Here is a 13,838-nt window from a genome sequence, read left to right as displayed (position 1 = left end):
CACCGCCGGCCCGCGGGCCCGCGCCGGCACCCGGGCGGCGGCGTCGTCGTCGCCCGGTAGTCTCACGGCATGGCAAAGAAAGCGTCCATCCCGTTCGTCCTGCGCCCCTTCGAGGGCCTGCCGGGGGAGCCGGACTGGGTGGCGATGCGCGAGGTCGTCCCCGCCGCGACCGCCACGGCCCGCACCACCGCGGAGTACGGCTCGCGCGACGTCGTCGTCACAACGATCCTGCCCATGGCCTGGCCGGCGCTGCACCGGGCCGACGGCGTCGTCATGCTCGCCCTGCAGACCCGCGCCGGCTCCGGGGACGCCAGCCGCGACATCGCGGCGTCCCTCATCGAGGCGCTGGACCTCGAGCCGGGCATGCCGGTCACCACGACCGCGCTGCCGGAGCCGGGCCCCCGGCTCCAGGACGTGCTCGACCTGACGGTGCCGTTCGACGTCACGGTGCACGAGGGCTTCGACTACTGGCTCGCCGCCGACACCGAGGTGACCCCGGAGGTGCGTGCGTCCCTGGAGGAGGCCGACTCCACCATCATCCCCACCGTCAAGCTCGCCTCGGTCGACTCCGCGTACTGGTGCCGGATGGGGGACAAGGAGTTCCTGCGCTGGGCCATGCCGCACGACGAGCAGGCGATGGTCGACGCGCTCGCGCGCCTGCACGCCGCCCGCCGGTCGGCCATCGGGGACGCCCGCTTCATCGGCTACTTCCGCTCGAGCGGCGTCGTCGTGCCGGTGTGGGAGCTGCCGCCCGGGACGGGGGCCGCCGAGATCGACGGCCCCGCGGCCGAGTTCGGGGAGCGGTTCGACGCTGCCCTCGCCGACACCGCACCGCTGGACGCGGACGCCCGCCGTGCCCGGGCCGGACTGGTCTCGCGCCAGGTCACCCTCCGCTGACGTGCCCGCCTGGCCGACCGCGGACATGTCGTTAGGGTGGAACGCGTGACCTCGGAGCCCGCAGCGCAGCGCCGGAGCCCGAGCCGCGCGCGCCAGCGGGTCGCGGTCATCGTCCCCGCGAAGGACGAGTCCCGGCGGATCGCCGCGACCGTCCGGTCCGCCCGTGCGATCCCGCACGTCGACCTGGTCCTCGTGGTCGACGACGGCAGCGTCGACGACACCCAGCACGTGGCCCGGGAGGCGGGCGCCGTCGTCGTGCGGCACTCGCACAACCGCGGCAAGGCGGCCGCGATGGAGACCGGCGCCGCCGTGGTCGCCATGCGCGACGTCGCCGACCGGCCGCCCCGGCTGCTGCTGTTCATCGACGGCGACCTCGGCGACACGGCGGTCAACACCGCGCCGCTCGTCCCGCCGGTCCTCGAGGGCCACGCGGACGTCTCGATCGCGCTGCTGCCGCCCCAGCCCGGAGCCGGTGGCCGCGGCTTCGTCGTCGGTGCGGCCCGGCGCGCGATCCAGCGGGCCACCGGCTGGACGCCCACCCAGCCGCTGTCCGGCATGCGCTGCCTGACCCGCGAGGCGTTCGAGGCCGCCACGCCGCTCGCCCGGGGCTGGGGGGTGGAGACCGGGATGACGATCGACCTGCTGCGGCAGGGCTTCATCGCCGTCGAGGTCCCGTGCGAGCTGCGGCACCGACCGTCCGGCAAGGACCTCAAGGGCCAGCTCCACCGGGCCGCGCAGTACCGCGACGTCATGCTCGCGGTGAGCAGCCGCCGGGTGCGGTCCGCGGTCGGCGGCGCGCGGGAGGTCGTGCTGCCGCCGCCCAGCCCTCGCACGCACCGCTGAGCCCGAACCTCCGGCCTCGCCCCGGCACGGACGACCGCTGAGCCCGGGTCGCCGCGGGCTCTCAGCGGGTGGTCGCCCTGCGGGTGCCCGGGTCGGCATCCGGGTCCGGCTCCGGGACCGCGACCGCGGTGCTGCCCCCGGGAGCCCGACCCACGGGCCCGCCACCGGCCGGCGTGGGCTCCTGCCGTGCCGGCCGCACCGAGAGCATCCAGCCCGCGCACGCCGCCACCAGCAGCGGCACCGCGACCGCGACGCCGACGGCGGGGATCACCACCCCGGAGTCGTTGATCGCGAACCCGATCCCCAGGGTGACCGCGAGCGCGACCAGGCCCGGACGCAGCATCGGCGCGTCGGACCCCAGCCGGGCGAGCGGCGCACCGGCCGAGAGCCAGCCGAAGGGACCGCCGTCCGGCGCGGAGGCGGCGGTGCGCAGCGGCCTGCCCAGGACGAGCACCACCAGCGCGATCCCGCCGATCGCGAGCAGGGTGAGCCAGTTGCCGAACAGGATCTCCAGGTTCTGACCGGCCTTGCGCACGATCACCGGCCAGAGGCCGCCGTCGAGCACGGTCTGCACGAAGCGCCCGAGGTGCGTGCGGGCGTCCACCGGCCGCGTCCAGTCGATGACCGCGAAGCCGATCACGACGGCGGCGGCCCCGGCCAGGACCGCCAGCGCCGTGCGCCAGCTGATCCGGGTGCCGGCGGCGAGCAGCGCGAGCGCGGCGAACCCGGGGACCAGCGCGGGCGGCCCGCCGAAGTCGCTGCCCAGGCCCGGCATGCCGTCCAGCACCGTGGCCACCACGCCGATGACGGCGACCAGGGCGGCGGCGAGGCGACGTCGGCCGCGCTGCACCAGGGGGTTGGCCAGCGCGACCGCGAGCAGCACGCTGCTCGCGGCGAACAGCGCGAACGCCTGGTTGTTGAAGCCGTAGAACCGCGCGCCGACCAGTGGCTGGACGCCCATCAGGGACGAGATCTGCAGGCGGCCGCCGGCGACGACGTCCACCGTGATCACCACGGCGGTCACCGCGGCCACCACGCCGAGCGGGCCCAGCGGCCAGGTCTTCCACCGCGGCAGCAACGCCAGCCCGGTGACCACCGTGACCCAGGCGAGCACCAGGCCGGCCAGCGCGTACGACGGCGGCGTGGCGCGCCACCACGGCAGCAGGTTCGCCAGGAACGTCGCGACGGGGACGGACGCGACGGCGACCCCGGCGACGCGCAGCCCCGCCAGGACCGGCACCGGCCGCCCGCGCAGCGCGGCGGCCACGGCGCCCCCCCGCCGGCCTGGCAGCACCCGGTTGAGCCCGCTGCTCAGGCTCTCCAGGACGGCGCCGTTGAGCCCGAGCGTGACCAGGGCGTACAGCACCAGGTTCATCACGATCAGCACGGTGAAGAAGGGCGCCACGAGCGGGCGCACCGCCCAGGCGTGGCGGTCCTCGTCGACCATGGCGGCCACCCGCCGGCTCGCCGGCGCGGGCCCGTCGACCGCGGCGATGGGGGACCCGACCAGGGCGCCGGTCGGGGCCGCGTCGCGGATGCCCAGCGCGGTGAGCACCGTCGGCGTCAGGTCCGTGGTCATCACGTAGCCGGGCTGGCGGGTCGAGCGCGAGGAGAGCAGGCCGTCGGTGAACGGCTCGCCCCCGGGCACGGCGGCGGGGCCCAGCGCGCCGGCCAGCTGCAGGTGCGGGGACCGGCCGGAGTCCGCCAGCGAGGCGACCAGCACGGTCGTGGGGTGGTCGGCGTCCGCGACGGCCTCGAGCACCGCGGCGACCCGCTCGTCGACCAGCCGGACCTGCTCGGACCGGGTGGGCTCGGTGACGGCGTCCGGGGCGGCCAGCTCGCCGTCCTCGGCCGGCTCGGTCTCCGGCAGGGGCTCGGCGCCGGGGTCCGGCATGCCGTCGCCGTCGGCGTCGATGCCGGACGACGGCCGGTCGACCAGGCCCTGGCCGGGGTCGCGCACGGAACCGGCGTCCACCACGACCAGCTCGGACGTCGCCAGCGCGTCCGCGACCCGGCCGGTGAGCGCGTCCGGGTCGACCGGCACCGCCCGCACCTCCCCGGCGGGCACCCCGTCAGGTCCTGCGAGGGCGATCGCGGCACCCCCGCCGAACCCGGTCGCCGTCACCCCGCCGTCGGCCACCGCGGCGCCCAGCAGGCCCAGCCGGGCGTCGAACGCCTCCGCGTCCGCCGACTGCAGGTAGTCGGCCCAGCCCGGTGCCGGCTGTCCGGGCCCCGCCGGCCGCAGCCGACGGCACTCGTTGGCGGTCTCGCCGGGCAGGTCGGCGGCGCGGGCACCGGCGGACAGCGCGAGCCAGCCGTCGGCCGGGCATGCCGAGGACCGCACGCTGCGGGCGGCGACCGTTCCCACCGCCCCCTCGCGGGACAGCGCCCACAGCGCGGGCGTGGTGAGCGCGCCGACGTCGTCCCAGCGCAGGCCGGTCGCACCGACCACGACGACCCGCTGCTCGCCGGGCTCCGCGACCGCGGTCGCCGCCCCCGCGGTCGTCAGCAGCACCACGCACGCGAGCAGGGCGGCCAGGACCGCGGCGCACAGCGCGCGGACGGAGCTCGGTCGCAGGGGCACCGCACCACCCTACGGGCGCCCTCACGGCGCCGACGGACCGCCCACTAGGCTCGCAGCGCCCTACCGGCGACCTGCCGACGACTTGCCCGCGACGTGCCGACGAGAGGAGCGCGACCCGTGGCCGCGACCGCACCGCCCCCGCGCTACGCCTACCTGGGCCCGGCGGGGACCTTCACCGAGGCCGCCCTGCGCCAGGTCACCGGCCCGGACGAGGCGCGGTACCTGCCCCAGGTCGACGTCGTCTCCGCGCTGGAGTCGGTGCGTGCCGAGCGGGCGGACTACGCGGTCGTCCCGATCGAGAACTCGGTCGAGGGCGGCGTGACCGCGACCCTGGACACCCTGGCGACCGGGCTCGCGCTGGTGCTGCTGCGCGAGGTGCTCGTGCCCATCACCTTCGTGCTCGCCGGGCGGCCCGGGACGCGCCTGGCGGACGTGCGCCGGGTGTCGACCCACCCGCACGCGTGGGCGCAGTGCCGACGTTGGATCAACGCGCACCTGCCCGGCGCGGTGCACGTGCCGGCGACCTCGACCGCGGCGGCCGGTGCGCTGCTGGCCGACCCGGCCGCGGGCACGGCTCCGGCCGACCCGGGCTTCGACGCGGCGCTGGTCGCGCCGCTCACCGCCGAGCTGTACGGCCTGCAGGTGCTCGCCGAGCACGTCGCCGACAACGAGCGCGCGGTGACGCGGTTCGTCGTGGTGGGGCGGCCCGGCCCGGTGCCCGCACCGACCGGTTCGGACAAGACGTCGCTGGTGGTGCACCTGCCGAGCAACGACGCCGGTGCGCTGCTGGAGATGCTCGAGCAGTTCGCGGCCCGCGGCGTGAACCTGTCCCGGATCGAGTCCCGGCCGATCGGCGACCACATCGGCCGGTACTCCTTCTCCATCGACGCCGAGGGGCACGTGGCCGAGGCTCGGGTCGCGGAGGCGCTGATGGGACTGCACCGGGTCTGCCCGCACGTGCGCTTCCTCGGGTCGTACCCACGCGCCGACGGCGTCGCCACCCAGGTGCTGCCGGGCATGACCGACGCCGACTTCGCCGGCGCCCGCGACTGGGTGGACGAGCTGCGCGAGGGCCGGGCGCGCTAGCCGCCCGCTCGACCCAGCCGTACCCCCGACCCGCCAGGAGGACGCATGCCGACCCAGCCCGACCTGCTCGCGGTGGTCAACGCGGCCGCCGGGTCCGCCGGCGGGCCGCAGGTCGACGACGCCGTCGCGGCGCTGCGGGCCGCCGCCGGCCACGCCGGTGCCCGGGTGGAGCTGGTGGCGACCACCGACCTCGACCACCTCGCCGACACCCTCGCCGGGCTCGCGGGTCGGCGGCTGGTGGTCCTCGGTGGGGACGGGTCGGTGCGGGCGGCGGTCCAGACCCTGCACGACGCCGGCACACTCGGGTCGGCCGGGCCCGTCGGCATCGTCCCGCTCGGCACGGGCAACGACCTCGCCCGGTCGCTGGGCATCCCCGACGACCCGGCACGGGCGGCCGACGCCGCGCTGACCGGCACACCGCACGGGATGGCGGTGCTCGTCGGGGACGACGGCGCCGTCGCCGTCAACGCGGTGCACGTCGGGGTCGGCGCCGCGGCCGCCCGCAACGCCGCCGGCCTCAAGCCCGTCCTGCACCGGGTCGGGCTCGGCGTGCTCGCCTACCCGGCCGGAGCGGTCCTGGCCGGCCTCACCGAGCGCGGCTGGCGGCTGCGGGTCACCGTCGACGGCGAGCCGCTGCACGCCGGCGGCACGCGGCTGCTGATGGTCGCGATCGGGCTCGGGGAGACCGTGGGCGGCGGTGCCCCGCTGGTGCCGGGCGCCGACCCGCGCGACGCGGTCGCGGACGTGGTGGTCTCCGAGGCGGTCGGCCCGCTGGCGCGGCTCGGCTACGCCAAGCAGCTGACCACGGGGTCGCACGTGCGGCGTGCCGACGTGCGCACGGCCTGCGGCCGGGTGGTGCGGATCGAGGCCGCACCGGGGGAGCCGTTCCCGGCCGACGTCGACGGCGAGGTCTCCGGACCGGTCGCGGCGCAGCAGTGGAGGCTGCACCCGGCGGCGTGGTCCGCCCTGGTGCCGGCTGCGTCGTGAGCAGCCGGGAGCAGTGGTGACCGGCCGGCGCCGGCCGTGATCAGCCGCGCGCCGCGGTGCGCACGCGCAGCGCGGCCGGGGCGACCCGCGCGCTGAGCTCGAACGCCTCGCCGATGTTGTCCCCGTCCACCTGGATCTGCTCGGCACGGTCCGCGACGACGCGGACCGTGCGGGCGCGCGAGTGCTCGATCTTGCCCATCTTGCCCGGCAGCTCGGTGCGGACGCCGATGCCCTGCAGAGCCACCTCTCCCGCGAGCTGGGTCCAGCCCGCGATGCCACCCCGGGTGTCGATGGCGCCGAGGTCCAGCACGCCGTCGTCGATCTGCGCGGCCGGCAGCAGCGTGATGCCGCCGGGCAGCCGCCCGCAGTTGCCGATCAGCAGGCTGCGGACCCGCACCGGCTTGACCACGCCGTCGTCGACCGACAGCGACAGCCGCATCCGCCGGGCGTTGAGGTGCCGGATGCCGGCGAGGAAGTAGGCGAACCAGCCCACCCGCTGCTTGAGGACCTCGTCGGCGTCCCCCATCACCGCCGCGTCGAAGCCGAGCCCGGCGATGACCAGGAAGATGTGGTCGCGCGGCGGCTCCGAGGCCCCGGGGGGCGGCGGGCCGACCTGACCGCCGGATGCCTGCGGGACGTCGTCGGCGGCCTCCGCGATGTCGTCCGCGACCGTGTCCTCGTACCTCTCCACCCGCAGCCAGCCGACGTCGATGGTGCGGGCCGGACCGGTCAGCGCCAGCCGCAGCAGCTCGTCGGTGTCCGTCAGCGGCAGGTCCAGGTTGCGGGCCAGCAGGTTGCCGGTGCCGAGGGGGATCAGGCCCATGGCGACGTCGGTGCCGGCCAGCGCCTCGGCGACGGCTCGCACGGTCCCGTCGCCGCCGACCGCCACCACCGTCGTGGCGCCGCGCTCGACGGCGGCCCGCGCCTGGCCGACGCCGGGGTCGGCCTGGGTGGTCTCGAACCACATGGGCTCGGGCATGTACCGCGACGCGCACGCCCGGATCGCGGCGTCGCGCAGCTCGACCGCGCCGGGCTTGGTCGGGTTGCACACGAACGCCACCTGGGTGCCGCTCGTCGGCGACATGGGTGAGGCCAGCAGCCCGTCGGGCGCCGGCGCGACGGGGTGCGGCAGCGACGGTCGGTGCGGTCGGCGCCGGGTCCGGCGTGCGCGCAGCGCCACGCGCAGGGCGACCGAGGAGAGGAGCAGCGCGGCCACCGCGACGAGCAGGGCGACGACGCTGAGCCACTCCGACCACACCATGGCGCACACCGTACGGCGCGAGCCGACCGGGGGCCGTCCGCCCGCCGTCCCGCTGGCCGTGCCGCCCCTCGATGGCACTGGTCCCGTCCGGACGGTCCCGGTGCCGCCCCCGCGCGGCGCCCCGGACCGCCCCGCGGCCCGGCACCCGGGATGTGCGTCGTGGCCGGGTCGTTACCCTCGGGGGTGTGATCGACCTGCGCGAGCTCCGTGACCACCCCGACGTCGTCCGCGCCAGCCAGCGCGCCCGCGGCGACGACCCCGCCCTCGTGGACGCCGCCCTCGCCGCGGACACCCGGCGCCGGTCCGCGCTGACCGAGTTCGAGAGCCTGCGCGCCGAGCAGAAGACGCTCGGCAAGCAGGTCGCCGCGGCGCAGGGCGAGGAGAAGGCCGCCCTGCTGGCCCGCACCAAGCAGCTCGCCCAGGAGGTCAAGGCCCGCCAGGCCGAGGCGGACGCCGCCGCCGCGGGGCTCGAGCAGACGATGCACCGGATCGCCAACGTCGTGGCCGACGGCGTGCCCGCGGGCGGTGAGGACGACTACGTCGTGCTGCGCGAGGAGGGCCGGCGCCGCGACTTCGCGGCCGAGGGCGTCACCGTGCGCGACCACCTGGAGATCGGCGAGGCGCTCGGGGCCGTCGACACCGAGCGCGGGGCGAAGGTGTCCGGCTCGCGGTTCTACTTCCTCACCGGCATCGGCGCGCGCCTGGAGCTCGCGCTGCTCAACGCCGCAGTCGACCAGGCGGTCGCGGCCGGCTTCACCCCGATGATCACGCCGACCCTGGTCAAGCCCGAGGTCATGGCCGGCACCGGCTTCCTCGGCGCGCACGCCGACGAGATCTACCGGATCGAGTCGGACGACCTGTACCTCACCGGCACGAGCGAGGTCGCGCTCGCGGGCTACCACGCGGACGAGATCCTCGACCTGGACGCCGGCCCGCGCCGGTACGCGGGCTGGTCGGCGTGCTACCGCCGCGAGGCCGGGTCGTACGGCAAGGACACCCGCGGCATCATCCGGGTGCACCAGTTCCACAAGGTCGAGATGTTCTCCCTCTGCGCGGTCGAGCAGGCCGCGGACGAGCACCAGCGGCTGCTCGCCTGGGAGGAGCAGATGCTCGCGCGCGCCGAGCTGCCCTACCGGGTCATCGACACCGCCGCGGGGGACCTCGGGTCCAGCGCGGCCCGCAAGTTCGACTGCGAGGCGTGGCTGCCGTCCCAGCAGCGCTACCTCGAGCTGACGTCCACGTCGAACTGCACGACCTTCCAGGCCCGCCGGCTCGGCATCCGGGAGCGCACCGCGGCGGGGCAGACCCGGCCGGTCGCCACGCTCAACGGGACCCTGGCCACCACGCGGTGGATCGTGGCCATCCTGGAGAACCACCAGCAGGCCGACGGCTCGGTGCGGGTGCCCGAGGGCCTGCGCGGCTACCTCGGCGGCCTCGAGGTGCTCGAGCCGGTGGCGCGGTGAACCCCCCGCCCGCACCGGGCACCCCGGACGACGACGACCGGCTCAGCCCGGCCGGCCTGGTCGGCCACGGCCCGCTGCTGGTCGCCCTGGACATCGACGGCACCGTGATGACCTACGACGAGGTGATCAGCGACGACGTGCGTGATGCGGTCGCCGCCGTGCGGGCGTCCGGTGCGCACGTGGTCCTGGCGACGGGTCGCTCGCTGCACGCCACCGTCCCCGTGGCGCACGAGCTCGGCATCACCGCGGGGTGGGCGGTGGCGTCCAACGGCTCGGTCACCGCGCGTCTGGACCCGGCCGAGCCCGGCGGGTACCGGCTGGTCGACGTCATCACCTTCGACCCGGGCCCGGCGCTGCGGCTGCTGCACGCGTCTCTGCCCGACGCGCTGTTCGCCGTCGAGGAGGTCGGCGTCGGCTTCCGTGTGAGTGCCCCCTTCCCCGACGGCGAGCTCACCGGCGTGCACTCCGTGGTCGAGATCGACGACCTGGCCGCCCACCACGTGACCCGTCTCGTGGTGCGCAGCCCGGGGCACACGCCCGAGGAGTTCCACCGGCTCGTGCACCGGATGGGCCTGGAGGACGTGACCTACGCGATCGGGTGGACCGCCTGGATGGACGTCGCCCCGCACGGCGTCACCAAGGCCAGCGCGCTGGAGCGGGTGCGCCGCGAGCTGGACGTCCAGCCGTCCCGGACGGTCGCCGTCGGGGACGGCAGCAACGACCTGGCCATGCTCGAGTGGGCCGCGCTCGGGGTGGCGATGGGGCATGCGCCCGAGCCCGTGCGGGCGGTCGCCGACGAGGTCACCGGCACCATCGACGACGACGGCCTGCTCGACGTGCTGCACCGGCTGCTCGACTGACGTCCCAGGTCAGCGCACCGGCGGCCCGGGCGGGAGCGTGACCACATCGTTACCGGACCCGTATCCCAAAGTGTCCGTTTCGGGTTGCCCCCGCGGCCGTGCGACCGCTTGCATGGCTTTGGTGCCCGGCGTGGTGCGCGAAAGCGTGCATCCGGCGGGCTGGTTCCGGGGTGCACGCCGCCCCACGTCGACGTGGAGGAAGCCGAATGAGCAGCATCAAGAAGGGCCGCGCAGTCGCGACGGCGATCGCCGGGACGATGTCACTCGCCTTCGTCCTGACCGCCTGCACCCCACCGCCGGAGGACGACGGCGGCACGGGCGGCGGCGGTGGTGGCGGCGAGGTCGCCGAGGGCTGCGAGGACTACGAGCAGTTCATCGAGATGGGCGACCTGGACGGCACCGAGGTCTCCGTCTACACGACCATCACCGGCGACGAGGCCGAGGCGCAGGAGGCGTCGTACGCGGAGTACGAGCGGTGCACCGGGTCGACGATCGAGTACGAGGCGAACGACGAGTTCGAGGCCCAGATCGCGGTCCGGATGCAGTCCGGTGCCGCACCCGACATCGCCTACATCCCGCAGCCGGGGCTCCTGCAGCGGCTCGTGACCGACTTCCCCGGGCAGATCCAGCCCGCCTCGGACGAGGTCGCCGCCAACGTCGACGAGTTCTTCACCGACGAGTGGCGTGACTACGGCACGGTCGACGGGACGCTCTACGGCTCGCCGCTCGGCGCCAACGCCAAGTCGTTCGTCTGGTACTCGCCGTCGATGTTCGAGGAGGCCGGGTACGAGATCCCGACCACCTGGGACGAGCTGATGGCCCTGACCGAGCAGATCGCCACGGAGCACCCGGAGACCAAGCCGTGGTGCGTCGGCATCGCGTCGGGTGACGCGACCGGCTGGCCCATGACGGACTGGCTCGAGGACGTCGTCCTGCGCACCGCCGGGACGGACGTCTACGACCAGTGGTACACCCACGAGATCCCGTTCAACGACCCGGCGATCGTCTCGGCGCTCGAGACGACCGGCGAGATCGTGCGCAACCCCGACTACGTCAACGGTGGTCTGGGCGGGGTGTCCAGCATCGCGAACACCGCCTGGGACGCCGCCGGGTTCCCGATCCTGACCGGTGACTGCTGGATGCACCGCGCGGCCAACTTCTACGGGGTGAACTGGCAGCAGGCCCAGGAGGACGTGGAGATCGGTGAGGACGGTGACGTCTTCGCGTTCTACCTGCCCAGCATGTCCGAGGACGAGAAGCCGATGCTCGGCGGTGGCGAGTTCGTCGTCTCCTTCGAGGACCGTCCCGAGGTCAACGCGTTCCACGCCTTCCTGGCGAGCGACGTGTGGGCCAACGACAAGGCCGAGGTCTCCAACGCGGGCTGGGTGTCCGCCAACAGCGGCCTGGACCCGGAGCTGCTCCAGTCGCCGATCGACCGGCTCGCCAGCGAGATCCTGGCCAGCGACGAGTACACCTTCCGGTTCGACGCCTCCGACCTGATGCCCGGCCCGGTGGGTGCCGGCTCCTTCTGGGAGGGCATGACGAACTGGGTCAGCGACGAGAGCACGAGCGCCGACCAGGTGCTGACGTTCATCGAGGGCTCCTGGCCCGAGAGCTGACGCACCGGTGACGGCAGGGGCCCACGGCGACGTGGGCCCCTGCCGTCGCACCGTCCCCTGCTTGTCACCCGGTCCCGGCGGGGTGCAGCGTGGGGCCGGCACGGTCCTATCGGCGGGGGCGCCGCACCGCTGCGGCGCCGCCCGAGCTGCGGAGGCGTGAATGTTCGAGAACATCGGATTGTGGGTCAGCTACTTCTGGGACCTCACCAAGGATTTCCTGCTGGACGCCGAGACCCCAGGCCACAAGCTCGCGCTCATGGTCGTGGCCGTCCTGCTGTTCGTGATCGTGATGGGCGCCATCCTGCTCGCGGTGGACCGGCCCAAGCACGTCCCCAACTGGGTGGTGACCCTGGGCTTCGCCGGGCCGGCGGTCCTGGCGCTCGGGTTCGGCCTGGTCTACCCCGCGCTGCGCACGACGTACGAGTCGTTCTTCAACCGCAACGGCACCGAGTTCATCGGTCTGGACAACTACGTGACCGCGTTCACGCAGGAGTCCTTCCAGATCGTCCTGCGCAACACCGCGCTGTGGGTCCTGCTGGTCCCCACCCTGGCGACGTTCATCGGGCTGGTCTACGCCGTGCTGGTCGACAAGACCCGGTTCGAGAAGGCCGCCAAGGCGCTGATCTTCCTGCCGATGGCGATCTCCCTGGTCGGCGCCTCGATCATCTGGCGCTTCGTGTACGAGTTCCGTGACGCCGCCCGCCCGCAGACCGGCCTGGCGAACCAGCTGCTGGTCTGGCTCGGGCTGGAGCCCTACCAGTTCCTGATCAACCAGCCGTTGAACAACGTCTTCCTCATCGCGGTCCTGATCTGGATCCAGGCCGGGTTCGCGATGACGATCCTCTCCGCGGCGATCAAGGCCATCCCGGACGACATCGTCGAGGCCGCGACCCTCGACGGCCTCAAGGGCATGCAGATGTTCCGGTACATCACGGTGCCCAGCATCCGTCCCGCGCTCGTGGTCGTCATCACCACCATCGCGATGACGACGCTCAAGGTCTTCGACATCGTCCGGACGATGACCGGCGGAAACTTCGGCACGTCGGTGGTCGCCAACGAGTTCTACGCCCAGAGCTTCGTGCAAGGGAACGCCGGGATGGGTGCGGCGCTCGCCGTCATCCTGTTCCTCATCGTCATCCCGGTCGTCATCTACAACGTCCGTCAGCTGCGCCTCTCGGAGGAGATCCGATGACCACGAACCCGGCACCCCCGCAGGCGTTCGACAAGAAGACGCGCGGCGAGGTCGACGGCGGCGCGCCCCCCGGGATGGGCAAGGGCATCGACCAGCGGGCCGACAAGGCCCGCAAGAAGCTCAGCTCCCCGTGGGCCTCGGGCATCGCGATCGTCATCGCGATCCTGTGGACGGTCCCGACGTTCGGTCTGTTCGTCACCTCGTTCCGTCCCGTCCAGGACATCCGGGCCAACGGGTGGTGGAACTTCTTCGGCAGCCCGAGCGTGACGCTGGACAACTACCGGTCGGTGCTGTTCGAGGGCGACCAGCCGCTGGCCCAGTACGTGCTCAACTCGGTGGTCGTCACGATCCCGGCGGTCATCATCCCGATCAGCATCGCGCTGCTGGCGGCGTACGCCTTCGCGTGGATCGACTTCAAGGGTCGCAGCGTGCTGTTCGTGGCGGTCTTCGCGCTGCAGATCATCCCGATCCAGATCACGATGATCCCGCTGCTCACCCAGTACGTGCAGTGGGACCTGGCGGGGTCGTTCTGGGCGGTGTGGCTCTCGCACTCGATCTTCGCGCTGCCGCTGGCGATCTTCCTGCTGCACAACTTCATGAAGGACATCCCGCCGTCGCTGGTCGAGGCGGCCCGGGTGGACGGCGCCGGCCACGTGCAGATCTTCTTCCGCGTGCTCATGCCCCTGCTCGTCCCGGCGGTCGCGGCGTTCGCGATCTTCCAGTTCCTGTGGGTGTGGAACGACCTGCTCGTGGCCCTCGTCTTCGGCTCCCAGCAGCAGGTGTCGCCGCTGACGGTGCGTCTGGCCACCCTCGCCGGTGACCGCGGCGAGACGTGGCACCTGCTGTCCTCGGGTGCGTTCGTGGCGATGGTCGTGCCGGTCGTGGTGTTCCTGGCCCTGCAGCGGTACTTCGTCCGCGGCCTGCTCGCCGGGTCCGTCAAGGGCTGACCCGCACCGGCCGGCCGGCCGCCCGCCGGCCGCCCGCCAGCCGGCCTGCGGCGCAGGCCGGCACCCGCCGGTGCGCTACCGTCCGGGCGTCGAGGTCCA

The 13,838-nt window shown here is 74.3% G+C and carries 11 protein-coding genes; 9 read left to right on the top strand and 2 right to left on the bottom strand.

The window, feature by feature from the left end; all coding sequences use genetic code 11:
* The first annotated feature begins 69 nt into the window (after positions 1-69).
* Together Q0840_RS08410 and Q0840_RS08405 are read left to right on the top strand one after the other, a co-directional pair.
* Positions 70-897 carry a DUF5926 family protein gene (locus tag Q0840_RS08410; protein WP_298458676.1) on the top strand — a complete coding sequence of 276 codons (828 nt, stop codon included), beginning with the start codon at positions 70-72 and terminating at the stop codon, positions 895-897.
* A 45-nt stretch (positions 898-942) separates the two neighbouring features.
* Positions 943-1,740: a glycosyltransferase family 2 protein gene (locus tag Q0840_RS08405; RefSeq protein ID WP_298458674.1), complete on the top strand. Its 798-nt coding sequence runs from the start codon at positions 943-945 to the stop codon at positions 1,738-1,740.
* Between the two features lie 61 nt (positions 1,741-1,801).
* Here Q0840_RS08405 and Q0840_RS08400 read toward each other — a convergent pair whose 3' ends face one another.
* A complete protein-coding gene (locus Q0840_RS08400) occupies positions 1,802-4,324 on the bottom strand; it encodes a hypothetical protein (RefSeq protein ID WP_298458672.1) in 2,523 nt (840 codons plus the stop codon).
* A 117-nt stretch (positions 4,325-4,441) separates the two neighbouring features.
* Here Q0840_RS08400 and pheA point away from each other — a divergent pair, with 117 nt between their 5' ends.
* Both pheA and Q0840_RS08390 read left to right on the top strand, forming a co-directional pair.
* Complete coding sequence (pheA, locus tag Q0840_RS08395) at positions 4,442-5,410, top strand: prephenate dehydratase (RefSeq protein WP_298458670.1); 969 nt, start codon at positions 4,442-4,444, stop codon at positions 5,408-5,410.
* A gap of 45 nt (positions 5,411-5,455) precedes the next feature.
* The gene (locus tag Q0840_RS08390) at positions 5,456-6,397 is read left to right on the top strand and encodes a diacylglycerol kinase family protein (RefSeq protein WP_298458667.1); all 942 of its coding nucleotides are present in this window, start codon (positions 5,456-5,458) and stop codon (positions 6,395-6,397) included.
* Between the two features lie 40 nt (positions 6,398-6,437).
* Here the strand turns inward: Q0840_RS08390 and Q0840_RS08385 are convergent, their stop codons facing one another.
* Positions 6,438-7,658, bottom strand: a complete 1,221-nt coding sequence (locus Q0840_RS08385) for a diacylglycerol kinase family protein (protein ID WP_298458664.1) — start codon at positions 7,656-7,658, stop codon at positions 6,438-6,440.
* A 185-nt stretch (positions 7,659-7,843) separates the two neighbouring features.
* Between Q0840_RS08385 and serS the strand changes: the two genes are divergently transcribed.
* The 5 genes from serS to Q0840_RS08360 all read left to right on the top strand — a co-directional run bounded on the left by serS (position 7,844) and on the right by Q0840_RS08360 (position 13,739).
* On the top strand, positions 7,844-9,121 hold the full coding sequence (gene serS / locus Q0840_RS08380; protein WP_298458662.1) for a serine--tRNA ligase: 1,278 nt from the start codon (positions 7,844-7,846) through the stop codon (positions 9,119-9,121).
* Positions 9,118-9,981 carry an HAD family hydrolase gene (locus Q0840_RS08375; protein ID WP_367183089.1) on the top strand — a complete coding sequence of 288 codons (864 nt, stop codon included), beginning with the start codon at positions 9,118-9,120 and terminating at the stop codon, positions 9,979-9,981. The genes serS and Q0840_RS08375 overlap by 4 nt, the downstream gene beginning before the upstream one ends.
* 206 nt (positions 9,982-10,187) lie before the next feature.
* Complete coding sequence (locus Q0840_RS08370; protein ID WP_298458659.1) at positions 10,188-11,600, top strand: ABC transporter substrate-binding protein; 1,413 nt, start codon at positions 10,188-10,190, stop codon at positions 11,598-11,600.
* Positions 11,601-11,760: 160 nt separating this feature from the next.
* Entirely contained in the window at positions 11,761-12,792 is a 1,032-nt protein-coding gene (locus Q0840_RS08365) for a carbohydrate ABC transporter permease (protein WP_298458655.1), read from the top strand.
* A gap of 74 nt (positions 12,793-12,866) precedes the next feature.
* Positions 12,867-13,739, top strand: a complete 873-nt coding sequence (locus Q0840_RS08360; protein WP_298459073.1) for a carbohydrate ABC transporter permease — start codon at positions 12,867-12,869, stop codon at positions 13,737-13,739.
* Positions 13,740-13,838: the final 99 nt, after the last annotated feature.

This window comes from uncultured Cellulomonas sp. (assembly GCF_947494015.1).
Lineage (GTDB): Bacteria > Actinomycetota > Actinomycetes > Actinomycetales > Cellulomonadaceae > Pengzhenrongella.
Note: the sequence above shows the minus strand (reverse complement) of the source record. Positions and strands in the feature narration are given on the sequence as shown.